The organism is Pseudomonas sp. GW823-FHT05G12, from assembly GCF_058795575.1.
The window spans coordinates 1,226,304-1,249,553 of the sequence record NZ_CM179501.1 but is presented as its reverse complement, the minus strand read 5'-3'; the positions used below and the strand labels follow the sequence as shown (position 1 = coordinate 1,249,553).

General features: G+C 62.3%; 18 protein-coding genes. 7 read left to right on the top strand and 11 right to left on the bottom strand.

What is annotated here, in order from left to right; all coding sequences use genetic code 11:
- Window positions 1-5 precede the first annotated feature (5 nt).
- Complete coding sequence (locus tag AC3RCM_RS05705) at window positions 6-428, bottom strand: hypothetical protein (RefSeq protein WP_064493207.1); 423 nt, start codon at window positions 426-428, stop codon at window positions 6-8.
- A complete protein-coding gene (locus tag AC3RCM_RS05700; RefSeq protein ID WP_492629421.1) occupies window positions 428-2,068 on the bottom strand; it encodes a bifunctional UDP-sugar hydrolase/5'-nucleotidase in 1,641 nt (546 codons plus the stop codon). Before AC3RCM_RS05700 ends, AC3RCM_RS05705 begins: the two co-directional genes overlap by 1 nt.
- Window positions 2,069-2,292: 224 nt before the next feature.
- On the opposite strand from AC3RCM_RS05700, the gene AC3RCM_RS05695 reads away from it, so the two are divergent.
- Both AC3RCM_RS05695 and AC3RCM_RS05690 read left to right on the top strand, forming a co-directional pair.
- The gene (locus AC3RCM_RS05695) at window positions 2,293-4,368 is read left to right on the top strand and encodes a PhoX family protein (RefSeq protein ID WP_064493205.1); all 2,076 of its coding nucleotides are present in this window, start codon (window positions 2,293-2,295) and stop codon (window positions 4,366-4,368) included.
- Between the two features lie 259 nt (window positions 4,369-4,627).
- The gene (locus tag AC3RCM_RS05690) at window positions 4,628-5,599 is read left to right on the top strand and encodes an RHS repeat-associated core domain-containing protein (RefSeq protein ID WP_492629420.1); all 972 of its coding nucleotides are present in this window, start codon (window positions 4,628-4,630) and stop codon (window positions 5,597-5,599) included.
- Between the two features lie 155 nt (window positions 5,600-5,754).
- On the opposite strand, the gene gspK is transcribed toward AC3RCM_RS05690, so the two are convergent.
- On the bottom strand, window positions 5,755-6,720 hold the full coding sequence (gspK, locus tag AC3RCM_RS05685) for a type II secretion system minor pseudopilin GspK (protein WP_492629419.1): 966 nt from the start codon (window positions 6,718-6,720) through the stop codon (window positions 5,755-5,757).
- A 145-nt stretch (window positions 6,721-6,865) separates the two neighbouring features.
- Here gspK and tatA point away from each other — a divergent pair, with 145 nt between their 5' ends.
- The 3 genes from tatA to tatC are packed head-to-tail and all read left to right on the top strand — an operon-like array spanning window position 6,866 to window position 8,147.
- Entirely contained in the window at window positions 6,866-7,099 is a 234-nt protein-coding gene (gene tatA, locus AC3RCM_RS05680; protein ID WP_003255011.1) for a twin-arginine translocase TatA/TatE family subunit, read from the top strand.
- Complete coding sequence (gene tatB / locus AC3RCM_RS05675) at window positions 7,099-7,389, top strand: Sec-independent protein translocase protein TatB (RefSeq protein WP_003255013.1); 291 nt, start codon at window positions 7,099-7,101, stop codon at window positions 7,387-7,389. Before tatA ends, tatB begins: the two co-directional genes overlap by 1 nt.
- Window positions 7,386-8,147 carry a twin-arginine translocase subunit TatC gene (gene tatC / locus AC3RCM_RS05670; protein ID WP_409322719.1) on the top strand — a complete coding sequence of 254 codons (762 nt, stop codon included), beginning with the start codon at window positions 7,386-7,388 and terminating at the stop codon, window positions 8,145-8,147. Before tatB ends, tatC begins: the two co-directional genes overlap by 4 nt.
- Window positions 8,148-8,188: 41 nt before the next feature.
- Here tatC and AC3RCM_RS05665 read toward each other — a convergent pair whose 3' ends face one another.
- Both AC3RCM_RS05665 and purL read right to left on the bottom strand, forming a co-directional pair.
- Window positions 8,189-8,500: a YqfO family protein gene (locus tag AC3RCM_RS05665; protein WP_010952215.1), complete on the bottom strand. Its 312-nt coding sequence runs from the start codon at window positions 8,498-8,500 to the stop codon at window positions 8,189-8,191.
- A gap of 3 nt (window positions 8,501-8,503) precedes the next feature.
- Window positions 8,504-12,403: a phosphoribosylformylglycinamidine synthase gene (purL, locus tag AC3RCM_RS05660; RefSeq protein WP_492629418.1), complete on the bottom strand. Its 3,900-nt coding sequence runs from the start codon at window positions 12,401-12,403 to the stop codon at window positions 8,504-8,506.
- Window positions 12,404-12,971: 568 nt separating this feature from the next.
- Here purL and mltF point away from each other — a divergent pair.
- A complete protein-coding gene (mltF, locus tag AC3RCM_RS05655) occupies window positions 12,972-14,429 on the top strand; it encodes a membrane-bound lytic murein transglycosylase MltF (protein WP_064493201.1) in 1,458 nt (485 codons plus the stop codon).
- A 91-nt stretch (window positions 14,430-14,520) separates the two neighbouring features.
- On the opposite strand, the gene tadA is transcribed toward mltF, so the two are convergent.
- Together tadA and AC3RCM_RS05645 are read right to left on the bottom strand one after the other, a co-directional pair.
- Entirely contained in the window at window positions 14,521-15,000 is a 480-nt protein-coding gene (gene tadA, locus AC3RCM_RS05650; RefSeq protein ID WP_012051365.1) for a tRNA adenosine(34) deaminase TadA, read from the bottom strand.
- A complete protein-coding gene (locus AC3RCM_RS05645; RefSeq protein WP_020193354.1) occupies window positions 15,000-16,379 on the bottom strand; it encodes a multicopper oxidase family protein in 1,380 nt (459 codons plus the stop codon). The genes tadA and AC3RCM_RS05645 overlap by 1 nt, the downstream gene beginning before the upstream one ends.
- A 299-nt stretch (window positions 16,380-16,678) precedes the next feature.
- Here AC3RCM_RS05645 and AC3RCM_RS05640 point away from each other — a divergent pair, with 299 nt between their 5' ends.
- Complete coding sequence (locus tag AC3RCM_RS05640; protein ID WP_492629676.1) at window positions 16,679-18,559, top strand: LTA synthase family protein; 1,881 nt, start codon at window positions 16,679-16,681, stop codon at window positions 18,557-18,559.
- Window positions 18,560-18,652: 93 nt separating this feature from the next.
- Here AC3RCM_RS05640 and guaA read toward each other — a convergent pair whose 3' ends face one another.
- The 4 genes from guaA to AC3RCM_RS05620 all read right to left on the bottom strand — a co-directional run bounded on the left by guaA (window position 18,653) and on the right by AC3RCM_RS05620 (window position 23,225).
- Window positions 18,653-20,230, bottom strand: a complete 1,578-nt coding sequence (guaA, locus tag AC3RCM_RS05635) for a glutamine-hydrolyzing GMP synthase (protein WP_064493199.1) — start codon at window positions 20,228-20,230, stop codon at window positions 18,653-18,655.
- Window positions 20,231-20,308: 78 nt separating this feature from the next.
- On the bottom strand, window positions 20,309-21,778 hold the full coding sequence (gene guaB / locus AC3RCM_RS05630; protein WP_003255025.1) for an IMP dehydrogenase: 1,470 nt from the start codon (window positions 21,776-21,778) through the stop codon (window positions 20,309-20,311).
- An 86-nt stretch (window positions 21,779-21,864) separates the two neighbouring features.
- Window positions 21,865-22,422 carry a hypothetical protein gene (locus tag AC3RCM_RS05625; RefSeq protein WP_020193644.1) on the bottom strand — a complete coding sequence of 186 codons (558 nt, stop codon included), beginning with the start codon at window positions 22,420-22,422 and terminating at the stop codon, window positions 21,865-21,867.
- Between the two features lie 47 nt (window positions 22,423-22,469).
- Window positions 22,470-23,225, bottom strand: a complete 756-nt coding sequence (locus AC3RCM_RS05620) for a sulfite exporter TauE/SafE family protein (RefSeq protein WP_104886622.1) — start codon at window positions 23,223-23,225, stop codon at window positions 22,470-22,472.
- Window positions 23,226-23,250: the final 25 nt, after the last annotated feature.

Sequence of the window (23,250 nt, the reverse complement as noted above, 5' to 3'; positions counted from 1 at the left end):
ATCGTTCATCCTTGCCGCTTGAAGCCGGTCACGGCGGGGCGTGGCGGCCAGGGCAGGCGTTCACGCCGCCCCTGGTTGTTGAAAATCAGGCCATCGCTGTCGATGTCCTGCAGCACGATCCCTGGCGCCAGGCGCTGACCGCGGGCCAGGGTGCGCACTTGCTCGCCGTAGCGCAGCACCACCACACTGGCGGCCAATGGCTGGGCCTTGAGGCCGCCGAGGTATTGCAGCGGCAGACGAGTGATGGTGATGGCGCCGTCGTCGGGCGGCGCCTGCCAGTGACCGACCATCAGCCCGGGCAGCGGGCTGTCGGCCACCGCAGGCGCCATGGCCGGGTGTGGCTGCCGACTCAACTGCAGCACACACTGCGCAGACAGCCAGCCGGCCAGGGTCAGGCCAGCGCCGGTGAGCAGACGCGAGGTGAGCATCACGAGGCCAATTGCCTTGGGTGCCAGCCTGGGTGCCCCTGCACGTAACGCACTTCGGGCAGTTGCAGCGGCGCCAGTTGCCAATCCTCAGGCTGGCGGGCGAGCCAGGCCTCGACCCGCTGCCACAGTGGCTCGCCGGCCTGGCTTTCGAATTGCAAGCCAAAGGTGCGGCACAGGCCCTGCACCGGCTCCAACCCCGTGATGCGCTTGCCTTGCGGGCTGTAGCTGACGCTCCAGGCCTGGCCCTGCCAGCGCGGCAGGTCCTGGCTGTTGTCCAGCAGCAGCGGGTCACCGAACAATTGCTCAGCGGCGTTTTCCAGCACTTGCTCGACCTGCCTGGCCGGTGCCTCGACTACTGGCGCGGGGTAGCCACCGGTAAGGCTGATCAGATGTTCGCGGGTAATGGCCGCCCCCGCTGCCAGCGGGTAGTCATAACGCAGGCCCGGCAGCAACACTGGCATGCTGCTATCGTCGGCCAAGGCTTGATGCAGCAGGCAGTCCCAGCTGCCGCCACGGGTATCGCGGCGCCAAAAGGCCTGAGGCGCGCGGGCCAGCGGCTGGTCAAGCCAGGCCGCGTGGCCGGCCCGTTGCTGGCGCAGTTGCGCCTGCAATTGCGCGACACGCAGCTGCGCGGCAGGCGCCAGTTGCTGTTCAAAGGCCGGGAAAAAACGCCCGTCGAACTGCCACTGGCCGGCCACACGCTGGCAGCGCAGGCGGAAGGCACCGCTGCCCCGGCAGCCGGCAAACAGCACCGGCACGCGCCGACCGCTGGCCTGGGTGACCTCGACCGGTGCGGGCCACAGGTCCTGACCACGGGCGCACAACAGCACGTCGATTTGCGGCACCCGTTCAGCCAGCCACAGGCCGGGGCCCGTGCCTGCATCGGCCATGGCCACCACCAGGTCAGCCTCGTGCCGGGCTTGTTCGAATACCGGCAGCAGAGACTGGTACCACTGTTTGAGTGAGGCTTTCTGATCCTGGGCGTACGGGTCGGTCACGCCGACCACTGCAATACGGGCACCGCCGCGCTCGAAAACGTGCAGGGCTTGCACACCCAGTGCCTGGCGTTGTGCATCAGCCAGCCCGGCGCCGAGGGTAATGGCGCTGGCCTGGCGATACAGGCCCGTGCTGCGTTGTGGCCACAGCACACGCTCGTCGCTGCTGACCCGCGCTTCGATGCCCAGCAGCTGGCTGCCTTGCACGCCACTTTCGCCTTGGGTCAGGTAGGCCAGGCCACTGCCATTCCAGCCCTGGCCGTTTTCCAGGGTCAGGCTGTTGCCCGCACCGGCTTCGCCACGCAGTTGTTCCAGCAACGCCGCGAGTACCGCATAACCGCCCAGCTGGGCTGTCGTTGCCTGGCGGGCATCGAGCAGCGGCGCCAGTTGCGGGTAGGCGATACTGGCGCTGCGGCCGGTCATCCAGGGCGCACGGCCCAAGTGGCTGACCGGCCCCAACCGGGTAGCCGGTACCACCGCCTGGCCAGGTTGGCGGGCATCGAGGGTATCGGCCACGTACAGCAAGTCGAGCTGGACATTGCCGCCCTGCTGCCCTGGGAAGGCTGTGCAGGCGCCGAGCAGCGGTGCCAAGGCACCGATACCCATCCAGCCGATCACTTCGCGCCTGTGCACACTGCTCGCCATCGCATCCGCCATCCTTAACCACGTCCATTCAGGGCCCCGGATGTTGCGGCGTTGGCATTACAGTTTGATGGCAGAAATCCGACAGCAATTCCAATTCGATCTTTAGAAGAGCAATCCAAGAACCGGAAGTTTTAAAAGCTCGTTAACATTTCTGCCAAGGAATCATCACACTTGCGCCTTACAGTCGCGGTTTCTTCCAACTCAGCCAACATAAGGACAACCTGATGAGTCGAGATACCGGCGACAACCTGGACCGGAACCAAAGCGGCAACCTGCCGATGGCCAACGTCATGGACGCCTACCTGAGCCGCCGCAGCGTGATGCGCGGCAGCCTGGGCGCCGCCATCGCCATGATTGCCGGTACCGGCCTGACAGGCTGCTTCGACGGTGGTGGTTCCGATCACGATGATCCGGTCACCGAGCCACCGGTGACCGAACCGCCAGTCACCGAGCCGGAAGTGCCGAAACTGGCACTGGGCTTCCAGTCCATCCCAGGCTCGCGCACCGACGCCTGTGTGGTCGCCGCCGGCTACAGCGCCTACGTGCTGGCGCCCTGGGGTACGCCACTGAACAGCAACGGCAACCCGTGGAAGTCCGACGGCAGCAACACCTCGACCGACCAGGCCAACGCCATGGGCATGCACCACGATGGCATGCACTTCTTCCCCATCAACGGCAGCTCGGAAGACGGCCTGCTGGCGATCAATTTCGAGTACATCGACACTGCCGCCCTGCACCCGGCCGGCCCCACTACCGATGTCAACGGCAAGCGCCCGGTTGAAGAAGTGCGCAAGGAAATCAACGCACACGGTGCGGGCGTCGTACGCCTGCAGAAAATCAACGGCCGTTGGCAGGTGGTCGACAACGACCCACTGAACCGTCGCTTCACCACTGCTTCACGCATGGAGATCACCGGCCCGCTGCGTGGCACCGACCACGTCAAGACCAAATACTCCACTGCTGGCACCCACTGCCGTGGCACCAACAACAACTGCGGCAACGGCTATACCCCGTGGGGCACCTACCTGACCTGCGAAGAGAACTGGCCGGGCATTTTCGTCAACAAGGGCACCCGCCCCGAGGACCAGCGCCGCATTGGCGTGGGCACCTCCAGCGGCCAGTACAAGTGGGAAAGCGCTGCCGGTGACGCCAGCGAAGTGGACGACGAATTCGCCCGCTTCGACGTTACCGTCAAAGGCGCCAGCGCCACCGACGACTATCGCAACGAAGCCAGCACCTATGGCTACATTGTCGAGATCGACCCGTACAACAGCAGCACCCTGGCCACCAAACGCACCGCGCTGGGCCGCTTCCGCCACGAGGGCTGCGCCCCCGGCCTGCCCGTCGCCGGCAAGCCGCTGGTGTGGTACATGGGTGACGACTCGAACAACGAGTACCTGTACAAGTGGGTGTCCACCGCCGTGTGGGACCCCGCCGACGCCACCCCGGCCGACCGCCTGGCCACCGGCGCCAAGTACCTCGACCAAGGCAAGCTCTACGTGGCCCGCTTCAATGCCGACGGCACCGGCGTATGGCTATTGCTGGACGTGGCCACCGCCACTACCGGCGGCAGCACCCTGGGTGCGCTGTATGGTGACCTCCCGGGCATCATCCTCAACACCCGTGGTGCCGGCGATGCCGTGGGCGCAACGCCGATGGACCGCCCGGAGTGGACCACGGTCAACCCGCTGAACGGCGACGTATACCTGACCCTGACCAACAACAGTGCACGCACCCCGGACAAGGTCGATGCAGCGAACCCACGCGGCCCGAACCGACACGGCCACATCATTCGCTGGCACGACAGCGACGACCAGCTGAGCTTTACCTGGGACATCTTCGTGTTCGGCGCCAACGCTGCCGGTACCGCCGACATCAACCGCTCCGGTCTGACCGAACTGAACCAGTTCGCCAGCCCCGACGGCATGAGCTTCGATAGCCGCGGCGTGCTGTGGTTCGAGACCGACAACGGCGAAACCACGTTGACCGACTACACCAACGACCAGTTGCTGGCGGTGATCCCTACCGACCTGGTGGATGCCAGCGGCAAGCAGGTGCCGGTGAACGCACAGAACCAGGTGGACCTGCGGCGCTTCTTTGTCGGGCCAAATGGTTGCGAGGTGACCGGGATTACCTTTACCCCGGACAACAAGACGCTGTTCGTCAACATTCAACACCCGGACAACTGGCCGTATACCGACAAGGCGACCGATGCGACGCCGGCTGGGGCTACCGTACGGCCGCGGGCTTCGACGGTGGTGATTCAGCGGATCGATGGCGGTGAGATCGGCACCGCCTGACCTGCGGTAACACAGCCAGCCTTGTGCTGGCTGTGCAGGCCTCTTCGCGGGTGAGCCCGCGCCTACCAGGGATCGCGTATTTCGTGGAGCGGCCTTATGTTGCGATGGGCTGCACCGCAATCAGCAAACTTTCTCTTTCCACTTCGCTCGGAAGCCGCATACACAGTGGCGTGTCCAAGCGACCTGATAAATCTGCCAGTAGACATCAACATGCGCGTAGAAAATCATTAGCCCACCTACCACTCCACGGATCACGCATATGCGCTCAACCAAGTGGCTGTCAAACAGGAAAAATTTCTTCTTCCAAGTCGACCATTTGGCTTGTGAAGTCGGTGACAGCCCACGTCAATTGTTACGGGGCAATGGTATCGCTTTAGCAGAGTTAGACGCCCCCACACAGGCGGGCCTGATCCTACAGTCTGACCATGCAAATACTGCTTTGCGCATCGTTCCTGAATGCTTGCCACAAAACTATACACCCTATGGTTTTCTCCACACGCTGCCCGCTTCACAACTTGTCGCGTATAGCGGGCAACGACTTGATCAGATGCTGCACTGTTACCCACTTGGCAATGGGCACCGATTCTACAGCCCCACGTTGAGGCGATTTATCCAATCTGACACTCAGTCTCCATTTCGTAAAGGTGGGACCAACGGATATAGCTATTGTCAGAACGACCCCATCAATCGTAATGACCCGACTGGACAGTTTTGGCAGTGGTTCAGCCGAAGCGTGCAGCGAGGAGTGAGTCGAGCAGTGAACTGGGTGATCGGTCAGCTTCCACGCATTTCTGTAGTCAGACCACTTTTAAGTACCAGTAACGGCAACAGCACCGTTCAACATCTTGATCCGAGAATCAATTTGTATAGGGCAGGACAAACCCCGCCACCCAACGCGCCCCACGTTACCCTAGAGATCAATGGAATCGAGACCATTGCGCATGGGGCAAGGGAAATTTTCAGGAGTTCAAATGATCTAGCCGAGTTCTGGGGAACTATGATGACCCGTTACGAAAATGGTGCCGTATCAGGTGGGCTCGGTTATGGAATATATCTTGCGAGTCACAGCGCCGTTGGCGCAGCAAGTATACCTGTCGGTTTTGCCGCCGGTACATTAACTTACGCCTATCTCGAGCGCAACATGTACAGAGATATGGCATTACAATTACGAACCGGAACTGATCAAATGCCCCATTATCCTTATAGTCGTTATCGTTATGACTCGGAATAGTGGAAAAGTTTGGAAGACGGTGTGAGCTTGTGCAGCGCTTTCCAAGCATGTATCGCACCACCATCAGCCGCACGACGAGTCGAGGAGAAGGGCGGCCGCGGGCCTCTACCGCGGAGCGATGGTGGTGAGATCGGCACTGCCTGATCTGCGCTAACCTACCAGGCTATAGGCTCTCTACTACGCACCCGCACCTGCTGTGCCGGCACCCGGGCATGCCATTGCACCACCCCCAGCGCCTCCACCTGGAACTCGATGCGCATCACCCGCCCCTCTTCCTCGAACGACAGCTGCAACAGAAAATGCCCGCTGTTGAGCAGCAGCCCTTCGCTCAACCGTTCGAACGTTTCGTCATCCACCGCCCCCAGCGCCTGACGCAGTGCAGCCGCGTCCATATACCCCGACGCCGGCCTGCCGCTGACAATGCGGCTGAGCAACGAACGCGAGTAACGCCCTTCATACAGCGCCTCCAGCAGGGGCAGATGCTCCAACCCCAGCGCATTGGCGTTGAGCCGCCAACCCGTGGTCTGGGGCAAGGCGCACAGCATTGGGTAACGCGCCTGGCGGCTGGCGTCCGGCTCCAGCAACAGGTTCAGCTCGCTGGTGTCGAGCATCGGCTGGTCGGCCACCAGCCGGGGCGGTTGCTGACGCAGGTACTGGGCGCTCTCGGCGCCCTGCAGGCGGGCATCACTGTCGGCATCGAGCCAGTCGGCCAGGGCGTCGACCAGGCGTTCGGCCGCCATGTCATTGCCCAGCAAGTAACGCAACTGGCGCTCGGCGCGTTCGCCATCGGCACCCAGCAATGCATTGACGTTGAAGCAGGTGTGCTGGTCGCGTACCCGCAACTGCGCCTGGCCAGCGCCAAAGTCGTAGTTCAGCGGCTGCCCGCGCAAGGCTTGCCAGAACAGCGGACTGAGCCGCCAGGCGGGGTCACGCAGGGCCTGCCCGGCATAGGCCAGGCCGGCCTGCTCCATGGCCCGCACCTGCACTCGCTGGTGCAGCAGGCGCACTTCGTCGACCTGACGCCGGCCATCTTCCACCAGCCAGGCCATGCCCGCCGCCAGCATTGCCAGCACCACCATCACCATCAACAGGGCCGCACCCTGCTGTTGCCTTCCACCCATCCGTGCGTGCCTCGCTCGCGGAATAAAAACGCCAGTCAACACGCGGGGTGTTTCAGCTAGATGGCAATGCCCGTTCGTCATGTGCACGTCATCTAGGCAAGGCAGGATTGCCCTTCCTTTTCATGACCTTACAGGAGTGGTCGCTATGGGTGGCATTGGAATCTGGCAACTGGTGATCGTACTGCTGATCGTGTTCTTGCTGTTTGGTACCAAGCGCCTGAAGGGCCTGGGTAGCGATGTGGGCGAGGCGATCCAGGGTTTTCGCAAGTCCATGGGTGGTGACAATGACGCCAGCGCCGCTGACCAGGCGCACGTGCAGCAACAGTGCCCGCTGAACGGCCAAGTTGCCCAGCAATCTCAAGCGGACCGCCAGGCCTGATGTTCGAGGTAGGCTTCAGCGAGTTGCTGCTGATCGGCGTCGTCGCGCTATTGGTGCTGGGCCCCGAGCGCCTGCCGGTGGCAGCCCGTACCCTCGGCCGCGGCCTGGGCCAGGCGCGCCGGGCCATGCACGCCTTGCGCACGCAGGTGGAGCGCGAAATCGAGATGCCCAACCTCGACCAGGCACCTCTGCAACGCTTGGAACAGGAGATCCGCCAGGGCATCAGCCTGAACGCGGAACCGGCCAATGATGCGGCCACGGCCGTGCTGCCCAAGGAAAATGCTTCATGACCATTGCCATGGACCCTGCCGCGAGCATGCCCCTGACCGAACACCTGCGCGACCTGCGCAAACGCCTGGTGCGTTGCCTGGCGCTGGTGGCATTGGTGTTCGCCGGCCTGTTCCCCTTTGCCCAGACGCTGTACACGCTCATATCCGAGCCGCTACGGCGCTTTTTGCCGGAAGGCGCGAGCATGATCGCCACCAGCGTCACCTCGCCCTTTCTAACACCGTTCAAGCTGACCGCGATGTGCGCCCTGTTCCTGGCCATGCCGCTGCTGCTGCATCAGGCCTGGGGCTTTCTGGCGCCTGGGCTGTACCGCCGTGAACGGCGCATTGCCCTGCCGCTGCTGGTATCGAGCATCGTTTTGTTCTATGCCGGCATGGCGTTCGCGTTCTTTCTGGTTTTCCCGATGATGTTCGGTTTCTTTGCCAGCGTGACGCCGGACGGCGTGGCGATGATGACCGATATCAGCCAGTACCTGGACTTTATCCTGGCGCTGTTTCTGGCGTTCGGGCTGGCGTTCGAGATCCCGGTGGCGACGTTCATCGTGGTCTGGGCAGGGTTGGCCGATGTGGCCACATTGCGGCGCAGCAGGCCCTACGTGGTCGTCGGGTGCTTTGTGGTGGGGATGATCCTGACACCGCCGGATGTGTTTTCGCAGACGATGCTGGCAGTACCGATGTGGGTGCTGTTCGAGGTGGGGTTGCTGGCTTGTGGAATGTTGAAGCGGCCGGAGCCAGACAAGGAGATTGTGGCTGGATTGTAGGGCCCTTTCGCGGGCACGCCCGCGAATAGCCGTGATGCGTTCTAGAACTCGGCGAGCCGCCAGACTTCATAGGCTGGCGTCTCGTACGGGTGGCTCTGCTTGAGCGCAGCGACGACCTGCACAATCAGCTCGTCAGCCACCACCAGCTCCACCTTCCACTCTTCCACCGCCTCGACCTGGCCCGCTTGCCCGAGGAACGGCTGGCTGCCGTCCAACGGGCGGAACTGGCCCTGGCCAAGGGTTTGCCAGGCGCAGTGGTCATAGTCACCGATGCGCCCGCCGCCAGCAGCGAACACAGCGGCCTTGACCACTTCGACATGGCTGGCGGGGACGAAGAAGGCGAGCTTGTACACGCCTTAGTTCACCCACACCCGTGCGTTGCGGAACATACGCATCAGCGCGGCATCTTCCTGCCACTCGTCCGGGCGCCAGGAGTTCTGCACAGCGCGGAACACACGCTCCGGGTGCGGCATCATGATGGTCACGCGGCCGTCGCGGCTGGTCAGGCCAGTAATACCACGCGGCGAGCCGTTCGGGTTGGCCGGGTAGGCTTCGGTGACCTTGCCATGGTTGTCGACGTAGCGCAGGGCCACGCAACCGGACACATCGGCTTCCAGCAATGCTTCTTCGCTGGCGAACTCGGCATGGCCTTCGCCGTGGGCGATGGCGATCGGCATGCGCGAACCGGCCATGCCCTGCAGGAAGATCGAGTTGGACTTCTGCACTTCGACCATGGCCACGCGGGCCTCGAACTGCTCCGAGCGGTTGCGCACGAAGTGCGGCCAGTACTCGGTGCCCGGGATCAGCTCGTGCAGGTTGGACATCATCTGGCAACCGTTGCACACGCCCAGGGCGAAGCTGTCGGTACGCTCGAAGAAGGCCTGGAAGGCGTCACGGGCACGGGCGTTGAACAGCGCCGACTTGGCCCAGCCTTCGCCAGCACCCAGCACGTCACCGTACGAGAAGCCGCCACAGGCGACCAGGCCCTTGAAGGCTTCGAAGTCGACACGGCCAGCGAGAATATCGCTCATGTGCACGTCGATGGCGGCGAAGCCGGCGCGGTCGAAGGCAGCAGCCATCTCGACCTGGCCGTTGACGCCCTGCTCGCGCAGGATGGCCACTTGCGGGCGCACGCCCTTCTTGATGTAAGGCGCGGCGATGTCGTCGTTGACGTCGAAGCCCAGCTTCACCGACAGGCCCGGGTTGTCTTCCTCGAGCAGCAGGTCGAACTCCTGATCAGCGCAGTCGGCGTTGTCGCGCAGGCGCTGGATCTGGTAGCTGGTTTCAGCCCACTGGCGCTGCAGCATGCGACGGTCATCGTCGAACAGCACTTCGCCGTTCAGGCTGATGGTCACTTCAGCGTTGTTGACTGGCTTGCCGATCACCGCGACGCACTCTTCACCCAGGCCTGCAGCGCTGAACTGTGCCAGCACGTCCGGGGTAGCATCCTGGCGAACCTGGATCACCGCACCCAGCTCTTCGTTGAAGAGGATGGCCGGCACTTCGCCCTTGCTGTCGGTCAGCGGGTCGAGTTGCAGGTCGAGGCCGCAGTGGCCAGCGAAGGCCATTTCCAGCACGGTGGTGACCAGGCCGCCGTCGGAACGGTCGTGGTAGGCCAGCAGGTGGCCGTCGGCGTTCAGGCCCTGGATCACGGCGAAGAAGGCCTTGAGGTCTTCGGCGTCGTCGACGTCCGGTGCCTGGGCCGCGATCTTGCCGTAGGTCTGGGCCAGGATCGAGGCGCCCATGCGGTTCTTGCCGCGGCCCAGGTCGATCAGGATCAGGTCGGTCTCGCCCTTGTCCATGCGCAGTTGCGGGGTCAGGGTCTTGCGGATGTCGGTGACCGGGGCGAAGCCGGTGATGATCAGCGACATCGGCGAGGTGACGCTCTTCTCGACGCCCTCGTCGCTCCACTTGGTCTTCATCGACATCGAGTCTTTGCCGACCGGAATGGTGATGCCCAGCTCCGGGCACAGCTCCATGCCGACAGCCTTCACGGTGTCGTACAGGCGTGCGTCTTCACCTGGGTGACCAGCAGCGGACATCCAGTTGGCCGACAGTTTGATGTCGGACAGCTTTTCGATGCGCGAAGCCGCCAGGTTGGTCAGGGTTTCGCCGATGGCCATGCGGCCGGACGCCGGGGCATCCAGCAGCGCCAGCGGCGTACGCTCGCCCATGGCCATGGCTTCACCGGTGTAGACGTCGAAGCTGGTGGCGGTGACGGCGCAGTCAGCCACCGGAACCTGCCACGGGCCGACCATCTGGTCGCGGGCAACCAGGCCGGTGATGGTACGGTCGCCAATGGTGATCAGGAAGCTCTTGCTGGCCACGGCCGGGTGGTTCAGCACGCGCTGGACGGCGCTGTCCAGGTCCAGCTCGCTCGGGTCGAAGTCATCGCCCAGCTCGGCTTCGCGGGTAACCGAACGGTGCATGCGCGGCGGCTTGCCCAGCAGCACGTCCAGCGGCATGTCCACCGGGGTGTTGCCGAAGTGGCTGTCGCTGACGGTCAGGTGCTGTTCTTCAGTCGCTTCACCCACCACGGCAAACGGGCAACGTTCGCGCTCGCAGATGGCCTTGAAGCGCTCGAAGTCGACCGCGCTGACGGCCAGCACGTAACGCTCTTGCGATTCGTTGCTCCAGATTTCGTGCGGGGCCATGCCCGGCTCGTCGTTGGGCACGTTGCGCAGCTCGAAGCGACCACCGCGGCCACCGTCGTTGACCAGCTCAGGGAAGGCGTTGGAAATACCGCCAGCGCCCACGTCGTGGATGAAGGCGATCGGGTTGTCGTCGCCCAGCTGCCAGCAACGGTCGATGACCTCCTGGCAACGGCGCTCCATTTCCGGGTTTTCGCGCTGTACCGAAGCGAAGTCCAGGTCAGCCGAGCTGGCACCGGTAGCCACCGACGAAGCAGCGCCGCCGCCCAGGCCGATCAGCATGGCCGGGCCACCGAGCACGATCAGCTTGGCGCCGACAGTGATTTCGCCCTTCTGCACGTGGTCTTCACGGATGTTGCCCATACCGCCGGCAAGCATGATCGGCTTGTGGTAGCCGCGCACTTCTTCACCGTGCGGGGTGTTGATGGCTTGCTCGAAGGTACGGAAGTAACCGGTCAGGGCCGGGCGGCCGAATTCGTTGTTGAACGCAGCGCCGCCGAGAGGGCCTTCGATCATGATGTCGAGGGCGTCGACGATACGCTCGGGCTTGCCATAGGCCTGTTCCCAAGGCTGTTCGAAGCCCGGAATGCGCAGGTTGGACACGGTGAAGCCGGTCAGGCCGGCCTTGGGCTTGGCGCCACGGCCGGTAGCACCTTCGTCGCGGATTTCGCCACCGGAGCCGGTGGAGGCGCCGGAGAACGGGGCGATGGCGGTCGGGTGGTTGTGCGTTTCCACCTTCATCAGAATGTGCACCGGCTCCTGCACCGCGCCGTACTGGCGGGTTTCAGGGTCCGGGAAGAAGCGGCCGGCAACGTTGCCGACGATCACCGAGGCGTTGTCCTTGTACGCCGACAGCACACCTTCGTTGTGCATCTGGTAGGTGTTCTTGATCATGCCGAACAGGCTTTTTTCCTGGGCCTGACCGTCGATATCCCAACTGGCGTTGAAGATCTTGTGGCGGCAGTGCTCGGAGTTGGCCTGGGCGAACATCATCAGTTCGATGTCGTTCGGGTTGCGCTTGAGGCCCTGGAAGGCATTGACCAGGTAGTCGATCTCGTCTTCGGCCAGGGCCAGGCCCAGGTCGATGTTGGCCTTGGCCAGGGCGTCACGGCCGCCGGCCAGGATGTCGACCGAGGTCATCGGCTTGGGCTGGGCGTGGCTGAACAGGTCTGCAGCCTGCTCCAGCTGGCCGAGCACACGCTGGGTCATGCGGTCGTGCAGTTCGGCGGCGATCAGTTCGGCATCAGCGTCGCTCAGGGTGCCGGCAACGTAGTAGGCGATGCCGCGCTCCAGGCGCTGGATCGACTGCAGGCCGCAGTTGTGGGCGATGTCGCTGGCCTTGCTGGCCCATGGCGAAATGGTGCCCAGGCGCGGTACCACCAGGAACAGACGACCCGTCGGCTCCTGTACCGGCACGCTCGGGCCGTACTTGAGCAGACGGCCCAGCACCTGCTGCTGGTCGGCGGTCAGCTCGCCGTCGACATCGGCGAAGTGGGCAAATTCGGCATACAAACCAGTAACAGCGGGGACTTTCTGGCTCAGTTGCTCGAGTAATTTACCGTGGCGAAAGGCAGAAAGGGCAGGAGCGCCGCGCAGGATCAACATCGTCGGGACAGCCTCAGGAAGGGGTGTGCTTAGAGGCCGTGCATTCTAGCCTAATTCGATGGCTTTCGGCACCTGCTCTAAGCCACGCCTGCCGGGCGGCGGAACCGGACTTCGGGGTCAGTTTTCAGAGGTGTCCGGCTTGAGACATTCAGCGCCTGTGAGATCGAGCGCCGCAGGTGTCCGCCTTAAAATATTCAGCGCCTATGAGATCGAGCGCCGCCCGCGCGGCGCTTCGCGGGTAAACCCGCTCCTACGTTTGTTTCGGGCCAGTCCATCCTGTGCCTGGCGCGCGCGACCGCCTTGTTGGTACGACGCGATATCGAGATAGGCACCAAGGCGTTCGCGCGCAAATCCCACAGGCATAATTGGCCCGAAACAAACGTAGGAGCGGGTTTACCCGCGAAGCGCCGCGCGGGCGGCGCTCGATCTCACAGGCGCTGAATATCTCAAGCCGGCCACCTGGCAGCCCTGATGCAATCCCCCCTCCCCCAACCACACAACCCGCTACCAGACAAGCTAACAGTTGTCGAGATATGGTTGGGCCAGTCCTTTGCGTATACTGCAACCTATGTTCGCCCACACTGATTTGCGCCAGCGTTGCGCCAAATGGCTTCTCGCAACCGGACTCTTTCTGCTGCTAGGTGCCTGCGTTGAAAAACCCAGCACCCTCGAGCGCGTGAAGGAGGATGGCGTGCTGCGCGTGATCACACGCAACAGCCCGGCAACCTACTTCCAGGACCGTAACGGCGAAACCGGCTTTGAGTACGAACTGGTCCAGCATTTCGCCGACGATCTCGGCGTAAAGTTGCAGATCGAGACCGCCGACAACCTGGACGAGCTGTACGACGCCCTCGGCAAGCCCTCCGGCCCGGTACTGGCTGCCGCCGGCCTGGTCAGCAGTGAGCGGCGCAAAACCCAGGTGAGATACTCCCATCCCTATCTGGAGGTGACCCCGCAGGTCATCTACCGCAACGGCCGCCCGCGCCCCACCGGCGCCAAGGGTTTGGTCGGCAAGAAGATCATGGTGCTCAAGGGCAGCAGCCATGCTGACCAGCTGGCCGAGCTGAAAAAGCAGTACCCGGCCTTGCAATATGAGGAATCCGACGCCGTCGAAGTGGTCGACCTGCTGCGCATGGTGGACGAAGGTCAGATCGACTTGACCCTGGTGGACTCCAACGAACTGGCGATGAACCAGGTGTATTTCCCCAACGTGCGGGTCGCCTTCGATCTGGGCGAAACCCGCGACCAGCGCTGGGCAGTGGCCGCAGGCGAAGACAACAGCCTGCTCAACGAAATCAACGAGTATCTCGACAAGGCACAGAAAAACGGCACCCTTCAGCGCTTGAAGGACCGCTATTACGGCCATGTCGACGTACTTGGCTACGTCGGCGCCTACACCTTCGCCCAGCACCTGCAACAGCGCCTACCCAAGTACGAGAAGCACTTCAAGAGCTACGCCAAGGTCGAGCAGGTCGACTGGCGCCTGCTGGCAGCCATCGGCTACCAGGAATCGATGTGGCAGCCGGAAGTCACCTCCAAGACCGGCGTGCGCGGCCTGATGATGCTGACCCAGCGCACCGCCCAGGCCATGGGCGTGTCGAACCGACTGGACCCGAGGCAGAGCATCCAGGGCGGCGCCAAGTACTTCATGAAGATCAAGGAAGAGCTTGACGACAGCATCAAGGAGCCGGACCGCACCTGGTTCGCCCTTGCTGCCTACAATGTCGGTGGCGGCCACCTGGAAGACGCCCGCACCCTGGCCAAGCGCGAGAAGCTCAACCCGAACAAGTGGCTGGACGTGAAGAAGATGCTGCCGCGGCTGGCTCAGAAGCAGTGGTACCGGCAGACCAAGTACGGCTATGCCCGTGGGGGCGAACCGGTGCATTTCGTGGCCAACATCCGCCGTTACTACGACATTCTCACCTGGGTGACCCAGCCGCAGCTCGAAGGCCAGGTGGCCGAGGGCAACCTGCATGTGCCAGGGGTCAACAAGGACAAGCCAGCGGATAAGTCGTCGCCGATGTAAGCCAGCAGGCCTCTTCGCGGGCAAACCCGCGCCTACAAGATTTGCGCAGAACCTGTAGGAGCGGGCTTGCCCGCGAAGAGGCCGGTGCAGCTCAAGCCTTGGCCCGGCGGGCCTTGAAGAAGTCGCTGAGGATCTGCCCGCACTCTTGCGCCAGCACCCCGCCCTCCACCATCACCCGGTGGTTGAGAAAGCCTTGGCCAAAGAACTGCCCCTGGCTCTGCACGATCCCGGCCTTGGGCTCCAGCGCGCCAAACACCACGCGCATCACCCGCGAATGCACGATTAGCCCCGCACACATGCTGCACGGTTCCAGGGTCACATACAGGGTGCTGCCGGGTAGCCGGTAGTTGCTGGCCGACCTGGCTGCCGCCCTGATCGCCACCATCTCGGCATGCGCGCTGGGGTCGCTGTCGATGATCGGCCGATTGAAACCCTGGCCGATCACCTGCCCATGCTGTACCAGCACCGCCCCCACTGGCACCTCGCCCAACGCCGCGCCTTCGGCGGCCAAGGCCAGCGCCAGGCGCATGAATTCCTGATCGCGACTGCGATCGATGATCTGCGGGCGCATCAGACCACCGCGATCGCGGCCATCAGGCCGGTTTCCATGTGGTCGATGACATGGCAGTGAAACATCCAGGTTCCAGGGTTATCCGCCACCAGTGCTACCTGGGCGCGCTCGTTCTTGCCCAGCAAGTAGGTGTCGGTGAACCACGGCTCCTTGATGTCGTGACGGTTGGAGGCGATCACCTTGAAGCTCATGCCATGCAAGTGGATCGGGTGCTGGTACTGGGTCATGTTCTTAAGCTCGAAGATGTAGCTCTTGCCCTTCTGCAACGTGGCGATGGGGCGGTCGGCGCAGGTCTTGTCGGTAATATCCCAGGCCTGGCCGTTGATCTGCCACATGCTCGACGGCTTGGCCGGATCAGGGGTGACAGAGACGCTGGCCGCCCACTCGAAATTGAAGTTCAGCTTTTCGGCATTCTCCAGGTCCGGCTCGGCGATCGGATTGGGCGGCAGCGCAGGCGGCCAGTCACTCGGCGCGTCGTTGCTGGCCACCGAACGCAGGGTGCCCAGGCGCACGAAACCGTCGCGCAGGGAGATTTCCTCACCCGCCTCGGGAATGCGGATGGCCAGGCAGATACGCATGCCCGGCCCTAGCCAGTACTCATCCAGCGCACGCGGGGTCACTGGGTTGCCATCGAGGGCATAGATTCTCGCCTCGCAGTTGCCCTTGAGGTTGAGGCGGTAGGTCCAGGTATTGTCCAGGTTCAGCAGGCGCACCCGCACCACCTGGCCGGCCGGCAGCTCGGTGATCGAGTCGGCCTGGCCATTGATGGTGATCAACCGCCCGGCAGTGCCGTTGCGCGCGGCCTCGCGCGGGATGCTGAAAGGCAGCCATGCGCCCTGCTCGTCCACATGCCAGTTCTTCAGGCTCAGCGTACGCTCATGCTGGAACCCGGTGGGTTCACGTTCCTCGACGATCAGCGGCCCGACCAGACCACGGCCCAGCTCCTCGGAACTGCTGACATGGGGGTGATACCAATAGCTGCCGGCGTCCGGCACGCGGAATTTGTAATCGAAGTACTCACCAGGCTTGACCGGCAGTTGCGAAACGTATGGCACACCATCCATCTCCAGCGGCAGGCGGATGCCGTGCCAGTGGATGGTGGTTTCGACCGGCAGGTGATTGATGAAGCGCACCCGCAACCAGGTGCCTTGGCGCACCCGCAGTTCGGTGCCAGGTGCCGACGGGCCGAAGGCCCAGGCTTCGGTCTTGAAACCCGGCACCAGCTCCACTTCCAGTGGGGCGGCAATCAGCTCGTAGTCGTGCCCGGCATTCTCGTCCTCGACCTTGCCCAGCCAGTAGCGCGCCGCGCCCCCGGCGCCCAGGCCTACCACAACCAGACCAGTAAGGCCTTTGAGCATTTGTCGACGGGTAAAGGACATCGGTGCGGGTACCTCGTTTCTGCGCAATCAGTCTGCCAGCAGGGGCTGGCGATGAAGGGCGAATACGATACACCTGCATTTGCGAAATATTAAGTGAAGTCTTGTCGCACGGCCGGTTAGCGGCCGCGATCGCCAGTGGCAACCCGCTCCCCCCTCGGTACCAACCCAACGCCCCGGGGCTGACTTGCCGAATTCAGGGTGGGCTGCTTAAGTCAAAAACGGGGTGCGCAGGTGCTGGCCTTTTGCCCGCCTATCGCTTCAGACAAGACGCCGGCTCTGTGAATGCGAAGGTAGACACCATGTGGCTCAGGAATTCATTACTGCATATCTCGCTCCTGCTCGCTGCAGGCCTGCTGCTGGCACCGAAGATCATCCTGATCGAGTTTTTCTCCCATCGATGGGTGGAGACCGGTGTTTTCGACATTGCCCTGTACTTGCTTCAAGACGTGCTGTTAGTGGTCGCCCTCTATGTAATTGCCGCCAACACCATTACCAGAAAAAAATTCAACTTCTATCTGTTGAGCATCGCCTCAGGTGCCTTGCTGCTGTTCCTGCTGGTGGACATGCGTGTTCGGGAGCTATGGCTGAAGCCACTGGACTGGCAACTGATAAGCTACAGCCTGCAAAACGCAAGCAACCTGACCTCCGGGGCCGAGGTGTTTCTCACGCAAGCTGCCGGTTTCGGGCACACATTCAGGTTCATTGTCTTTGTGCTTTTTCTGGCTTACCTGGCGACCTGGTCTTTCGCTGGGCTGGCAACCTGCATCGCTTATAAAGAACAGCGCACCCGCACAGTAAAGAAAAGACAGCACCTCTGGGCATCACTGCTGGTGATAGGCGCCCTGCTCTTCGGCTCCATCCATGCCAAAAACGCGCGCTATCACCTGAACGAAAACATTGTCATCAGCCCGCTGGTCACAACACTCAGAAACACCACTTCCTTGACCGCAGCGCCGCATAGACCGTCGCTGCCATTCGAACAACCCGCCTACCCGCTGACCAGTGTCAACGAAATCCGAAAACTTCAATCTCACCCCACGCCAGACTTCAAGAACCTGGTCTTCATCGTTCTGGAGTCAGTGCGCTGGAACAGCGTGTTTGCTCCCGACATCAAAACCGCCGAGCGCTACCCCACCTTCGATAAGCTCGCTCGGGAGGGCATGCTCTTCAAATCGTACGTCTCAGTGCCTCACTCGTCCAAAGGCTACCACGCGATCCTGACGGGGCTGCATGCCTACCCTGATATTGAAATCAAAGAAGCCATGTACCTGCTGCAACCCAGTGTCATCCATGAGCTGAAGAACAGGAAAAACATGGAAGCCGTCGCCTTCAGCTCGCTGTACCTGCAGTTCGAAAACATGGAGGGCTTCCTGAAATCCATCGGTGTGTCGAATGCTTACGCAGTTTCGGAGCTCATCCCCGCCGAGAACCGCTCACAAAACGCCAGCAGCTTCGGTGAAAGTGATGAACAGCTGTTTTCGTCCAGCATCGCTTACCTGGAAAACATCAAAAAGAATGGCAAGGGTTTCATCGCGCTCTATTTCCCAAGCGCAGCCCACTACCCCTACCAATGCAGCCAAGGGCCCCCATTACAGAGCGAGCTGGAAAAGTATGAAGAATGCATAGCCAAGACAGACAGCGTGCTGGGTGAAATGCTGACATCCTTCGACAAGCAAGGCCTTCTAGACTCGACATTATTCGTGCTCGTGGGTGACCACGGTGAGTCATTTGGTGAGCACGGTCTGTTCATTCACAACGCGTCCATGCACGAAGAAGAAGTGAGCGTACCCCTGATTTTCTGGAGTAATGGAAAGTCACTGCCCAAACCCGCCTCAACCACCAGTCACCAGATCGATATTGCGCCCACGGTTGCCGATTTTTTTGATGTGACCGAATCCCCCCTCTCTGTACAAGGCATCAGCTTGTTGAGGGAACAGGGGAAACGCACATTCTTCATGTCCACGTTCTTTGACCAACTGGCGTCAGCCTTGGTGGAGCACCCGTACAAATACATATACGAATTCAGCTCGGACACCCTGACCAAATACAATCTTGAGGATGACCCGCAGGAAAAGCACCCGCAACGCGTGGAGGGTGACGAGTTCATCGCGGTGAGGAGCAGGCTGCTTTCCTATAACGCCTACCAGAAAGCGCTATTTGCCAGAAAGCCAGAAGAATAAGCAATCTGAACGAGCAAGAACCAGAAAGCCCGCAATCATGCGGGCTTTCTGGTGTATCCGTCCTGCGGGTGCCAGCCTGGGCTGGCTACCCGATCATTCCCACTCGATAGTGGCCGGCGGCTTGCTCGACACGTCGTAGGTAACGCGCGAGATACCGTCGATTTCGTTGATGATACGACCGCTGACAGTTTCCAGCAGCTCGTACGGCAGGTGTGCCCAACGCGCGGTCATGAAGTCCACGGTCTCGACGGCACGCAGGGCCACGACCCAGGCGTAGCGACGGCCGTCGCCGACGACGCCGACCGACTTGACCGGCTGGAACACCACGAACGCCTGGCTGGTCTTGTGGTACCAGTCGGCCTTGCGCAGCTCTTCGATGAAGATGTGGTCGGCGCGACGCAGGATGTCGGCGTATTCCTTCTTCACTTCACCGAGGATACGCACGCCCAGGCCCGGGCCCGGGAACGGGTGGCGGTAGACCATGTCGTACGGCAGGCCCAGTTCCAGGCCGATCTTGCGCACTTCGTCCTTGAACAGTTCACGCAGCGGCTCGACCAGCTTGAGGTTCATCTCCTCCGGCAGGCCACCAACGTTGTGGTGCGACTTGATCACGTGGGCCTTGCCGCTCTTGGCGCCAGCCGACTCGATCACGTCCGGGTAGATGGTGCCCTGGGCGAGGAACTGGATGTTCTCCAGCTTGCTGGCTTCGGCATCGAACACGTCGATGAAGGTGCGGCCGATGATCTTGCGCTTCTTCTCAGGGTCCGCTTCGCCTTCCAGGTTGTCGAGGAACTGCTTTTCAGCGTCGGCGCGGATCACCTTGACGCCCATGTTCTCTTTGAACATGGCCATCACCTGGTCGCCTTCGTGCAGGCGCAGCAGGCCGTTGTCGACGAATACGCAGGTCAGCTGGTCGCCGATGGCGCGGTGCAGCAGCGCGGCAACCACCGAGCTGTCAACGCCGCCGGACAGGCCCAGCAGAACGTTGGCCGAACCGACTTGCGCACGCACCTGGGCGATGGCGTCTTCGACGATGTTGGACGCCGTCCACAGGGCTTCACAGCCGCAGATGTCCCGCACGAAGCGGGACAGGATGCGACCACCTTGCTTGGTGTGGGTCACTTCGGGGTGGAACTGCACGCCGTAGTAGCCGCGGACGTCGTCGTACATGCCGGCGATCGGGCAGCTTGGGGTGCTGGCCAGAATGTTGAAGTTGCCAGGCATCTGGGTGACCTTGTCACCGTGGCTCATCCACACGTCCAGGCCCAGCACGCCGTCGTCATCAACGTGGTCTTCGATGCCGTCGAGCAGGCGGCTCTTGCCGACAACGTCCACACGGGCATAGCCGAACTCACGCAGGTCGGAACCTTCTACCTTGCCGCCCATCTGCTCGGCCATGGTCTGCATGCCGTAGCAGATACCCAGCACAGGCACATTCAGGTCAAACACGGCCTGCGGAGCGCGCGGGCTGTTGGCTTCGTGGACCGACTCGGGGCCGCCGGCGAGGATGATGCCGCGCGGGTTGAATTCGCGGATCGCTTCATCGTCCATGTCGAACGGGTGCAGTTCGCAGTACACGCCGATTTCGCGCACGCGGCGGGCGATCAGCTGGGTGTACTGGGAACCGAAATCGAGGATCAGGATGCGGTGAGCGTGAATGTCGAGGGCCATGACTCAATCTCGTCAGTGGAAATCGGAAACGACGCGGGGCTGTCATGACAGCCCCGCTTTATGTTGTAGCTGGAAGCCTCAGCCTACGCGGTAGTTAGGGGCTTCTTTGGTGATTTGCACGTCGTGCACGTGGGACTCGGCCATGCCGGCACCGGTGATGCGCACGAACTCCGGCTTGGTGCGCATTTCTTCGATGGTCGCGCTGCCGGTGTAGCCCATGGACGAACGCAGGCCGCCCATCAGCTGGTGGATGATCGCGGCCAGGGCGCCTTTGTAGGGAACGCGGCCTTCGATGCCTTCCGGTACCAGCTTCTCGGCGCCGGCCGAGGAGTCCTGGAAGTAACGGTCGGACGAACCTTGCGCCTGCGCCATGGCACCCAGCGAGCCCATGCCGCGGTAGGCCTTGTAGGAACGGCCCTGGAACAGCTCGACTTCACCCGGGGCCTCTTCGGTACCGGCGAACATCGAACCCATCATCACGCAGGAAGCACCGGCAACGATGGCCTTGGACAGGTCACCGGAGAAGCGGATACCGCCGTCAGCGATCAGTGGCACGCCAGTGCCTTCCAGTGCTGCTGCGACGTTGGCGATGGCGCTGATTTGCGGCACGCCGACACCGGCAACGATACGGGTGGTGCAGATAGAGCCAGGGCCGATACCAACCTTGACCGCATCGGCACCCGCTTCGGCCAGGGCCTTGGCGGCAGCGCCGGTGGCGATGTTGCCGCCGATCACCTGCACTTGCGGGTAGGTTTCCTTCACCCAGCGTACGCGGTCGATCACACCTTTGGAGTGGCCGTGGGCAGTGTCGACGACGACGACATCAACGCCAGCCGCCACCAGGGCAGCAACGCGCTCGCCGGTGTCCTTGCCGGTGCCGACGGCGGCGCCGACGCGCAGGCGACCTTGGTCGTCCTTGCTGGCCAGCGGGTAAGCCTTGGCTTTTTCGATGTCCTTGACGGTCATCATGCCCTTGAGGTTGAACTTGTCGTCAACGATCAGGACTTTTTCCAGGCGATGCTTGTGCAGCAGCTCGCGAACTTCGTTCTTGTCGGCGCCTTCGCGGACGGTGACCAGGCGCTCTTTCGGCGTCATCACGTCGCGAACCTTGGCGTCCAGGCGATTTTCGAAGCGCACGTCACGGGAGGTGACGATGCCGACCAGGTCGCCGTTGGCCAGTACCGGCACGCCGGAGATGTTGTTCAGGCGGGTCAGCTCGAACAGGTCGCGCACAGTGGCATCGGCGTCGATGGTGATCGGGTCCTTGACCACGCCAGCCTCGAACTTCTTGACCTTGCGCACTTCGCCGGCCTGTTGTTCGATGGTCATGTTCTTGTGGATGATGCCGATACCGCCTTCCTGAGCCATGGCAATGGCCAGACGCGCTTCGGTCACGGTATCCATGGCAGCGGAAACCAGCGGAATGTTCAGCTCGATGCCACGGGTCAAACGGGTCTTGAGACTGACTTCATTGGGCAGTACCTCGGAATAGCCAGGTACAAGGAGGATATCGTCGAAGGTCAGGGCTTCTTGGCTGATACGCAGCATCGCGGGGGCTCCCGGGCGGGAAAAATGGAAGCGCGCCATTATACTCATGCATGGCGCGCCGCTCAATGCAAAATAAGGGCCTTCGGTCAGGCTTGTGGCAGTTTTACCTGCACCACGGCCACCGGCTGGTCGAGCCAGTCGGCGAAGCTGTCGAGAAAGGCCTGGGTGAACCCGGCCTCGCCCCAGTTGTTGAAGATGAACCCCAGGTTGGAAAAGGCACATGGCTGCAGGTAAATGAAGCCATTGATGTCATCTTCGAAGCCGCACAGTGGGCAGGTGAAGTTGTCGCTCACTGCCGGCATCCACTCTTCCAGGCTTTCGAACAACGGCTCGCCTACCTCGCGCCGGCACTCCGGGCAACCGGCTTCTTCGAGGAAGCCTTCGGTGGGGGTATAGATGCAGCGTTTGAGCATCACTTCCAGGCCGTTGACCGGTTCGTCGAAGGGCAGTTTTTCCGGGTGCAGGGCCACTTTGCGCGCCCCTGCCGCCAGGGCGTGGCCCATGCGGTTGCCGGTGCGGCCACAGGTGGTCAGCTGCTCCTCGACGACCTTTTCGCGCACCAGCCAGCGCAGGATGGCGCGGGCACGGGCTTCATGCACCGGGACGGTAGACAGCTTTGGAACGATGATGCTCTGGGTGTTCATGAACGGGACAAGCCTGAGAAACGCCGGTAATGACGCAATTCTACCGCTCAGGCGCTCAGGTAGCGACCAATCAACGCCAGCCCACTGGCCAGCACCAGCCAGGTCACCAGCCGTACGAACGCTTCGCGGGACAACCGGTTGGTCAACCGACGCCCTACCCAAAGGCCAATGAACATGACAGGCAGCAGGGAGGCGGCGAGCAGCAGCAGGCTTTGGTCGGCATAGACACCGGCAATCAGGAACAGTGACAGACGCACTATCGTACTGCAGCTGATCAGCGCGCTCTGGGTGGCGCGTACCTGTTCCTTCACCTCCAGCCGTGCGCTCAGGTAAAGGGCATAAAGAAACCCGCCGCTGCCGAACAAAGCCCCGAACAACCCGCCTGCCGTGCCCATCGGCACCGCCCAGAAGCCGGACAGGCTGGCTGGCCTCACTTTCACTGCCAGCCCGTAAACTGCATAGGCAGTCACGAATCCCCCCATCAACAGCAGCAACAGGTCGGACTTCAGTTGCAGCAGGAACACCACGCCCAACGTACAACCCAAGGCCATGAAGGGCAGCATCCGCAGCAATTCACTGCGGACCACATCCCGGCGCGACGGCAGCAGGTTGCCGAACGCGGCCACGAAATCCAGCAGCACCAGCAACGGGATGATGCGTGACAACGGCATGAAGTGAATCAGCACCGGCCCCGCCACCAGTGCAGTACCGAAGCCGGCGATGCCGAAGACGATGTAGGCCGCGGCAATGGCGAACAGGATCGGCAGCCAGTCAAGGCCGGAAAACGACAGTTGGGCAAGCATGGCAGCAGTTCCTGGGAAGACAGGC

Bases quoted from the DNA above. Each gene is read 5' to 3' on its own strand.
- AC3RCM_RS05705 (WP_064493207.1), bottom strand. From the start codon at position 428: ATGCTCACCTCGCGTCTGCTCACCGGCGCTGGCCTGACCCTGGCCGGC.
- AC3RCM_RS05700 (WP_492629421.1), bottom strand. From the start codon at position 2,068: ATGGCGAGCAGTGTGCACAGGCGCGAAGTGATCGGCTGGATGGGTATC.
- AC3RCM_RS05695 (WP_064493205.1), top strand. From the start codon at position 2,293: ATGAGTCGAGATACCGGCGACAACCTGGACCGGAACCAAAGCGGCAAC.
- AC3RCM_RS05690 (WP_492629420.1), top strand. From the start codon at position 4,628: ATGCGCTCAACCAAGTGGCTGTCAAACAGGAAAAATTTCTTCTTCCAA.
- gspK (WP_492629419.1), bottom strand. From the start codon at position 6,720: ATGGGTGGAAGGCAACAGCAGGGTGCGGCCCTGTTGATGGTGATGGTG.
- tatA (WP_003255011.1), top strand. From the start codon at position 6,866: ATGGGTGGCATTGGAATCTGGCAACTGGTGATCGTACTGCTGATCGTG.
- tatB (WP_003255013.1), top strand. From the start codon at position 7,099: ATGTTCGAGGTAGGCTTCAGCGAGTTGCTGCTGATCGGCGTCGTCGCG.
- tatC (WP_409322719.1), top strand. From the start codon at position 7,386: ATGACCATTGCCATGGACCCTGCCGCGAGCATGCCCCTGACCGAACAC.
- purL (WP_492629418.1), bottom strand. From the start codon at position 12,403: ATGTTGATCCTGCGCGGCGCTCCTGCCCTTTCTGCCTTTCGCCACGGT.
- mltF (WP_064493201.1), top strand. From the start codon at position 12,972: ATGTTCGCCCACACTGATTTGCGCCAGCGTTGCGCCAAATGGCTTCTC.
- tadA (WP_012051365.1), bottom strand. From the start codon at position 15,000: ATGCGCCCGCAGATCATCGATCGCAGTCGCGATCAGGAATTCATGCGC.
- AC3RCM_RS05645 (WP_020193354.1), bottom strand. From the start codon at position 16,379: ATGTCCTTTACCCGTCGACAAATGCTCAAAGGCCTTACTGGTCTGGTT.
- AC3RCM_RS05640 (WP_492629676.1), top strand. From the start codon at position 16,679: ATGTGGCTCAGGAATTCATTACTGCATATCTCGCTCCTGCTCGCTGCA.
- guaA (WP_064493199.1), bottom strand. From the start codon at position 20,230: ATGGCCCTCGACATTCACGCTCACCGCATCCTGATCCTCGATTTCGGT.
- guaB (WP_003255025.1), bottom strand. From the start codon at position 21,778: ATGCTGCGTATCAGCCAAGAAGCCCTGACCTTCGACGATATCCTCCTT.
- AC3RCM_RS05625 (WP_020193644.1), bottom strand. From the start codon at position 22,422: ATGAACACCCAGAGCATCATCGTTCCAAAGCTGTCTACCGTCCCGGTG.
- AC3RCM_RS05620 (WP_104886622.1), bottom strand. From the start codon at position 23,225: ATGCTTGCCCAACTGTCGTTTTCCGGCCTTGACTGGCTGCCGATCCTG.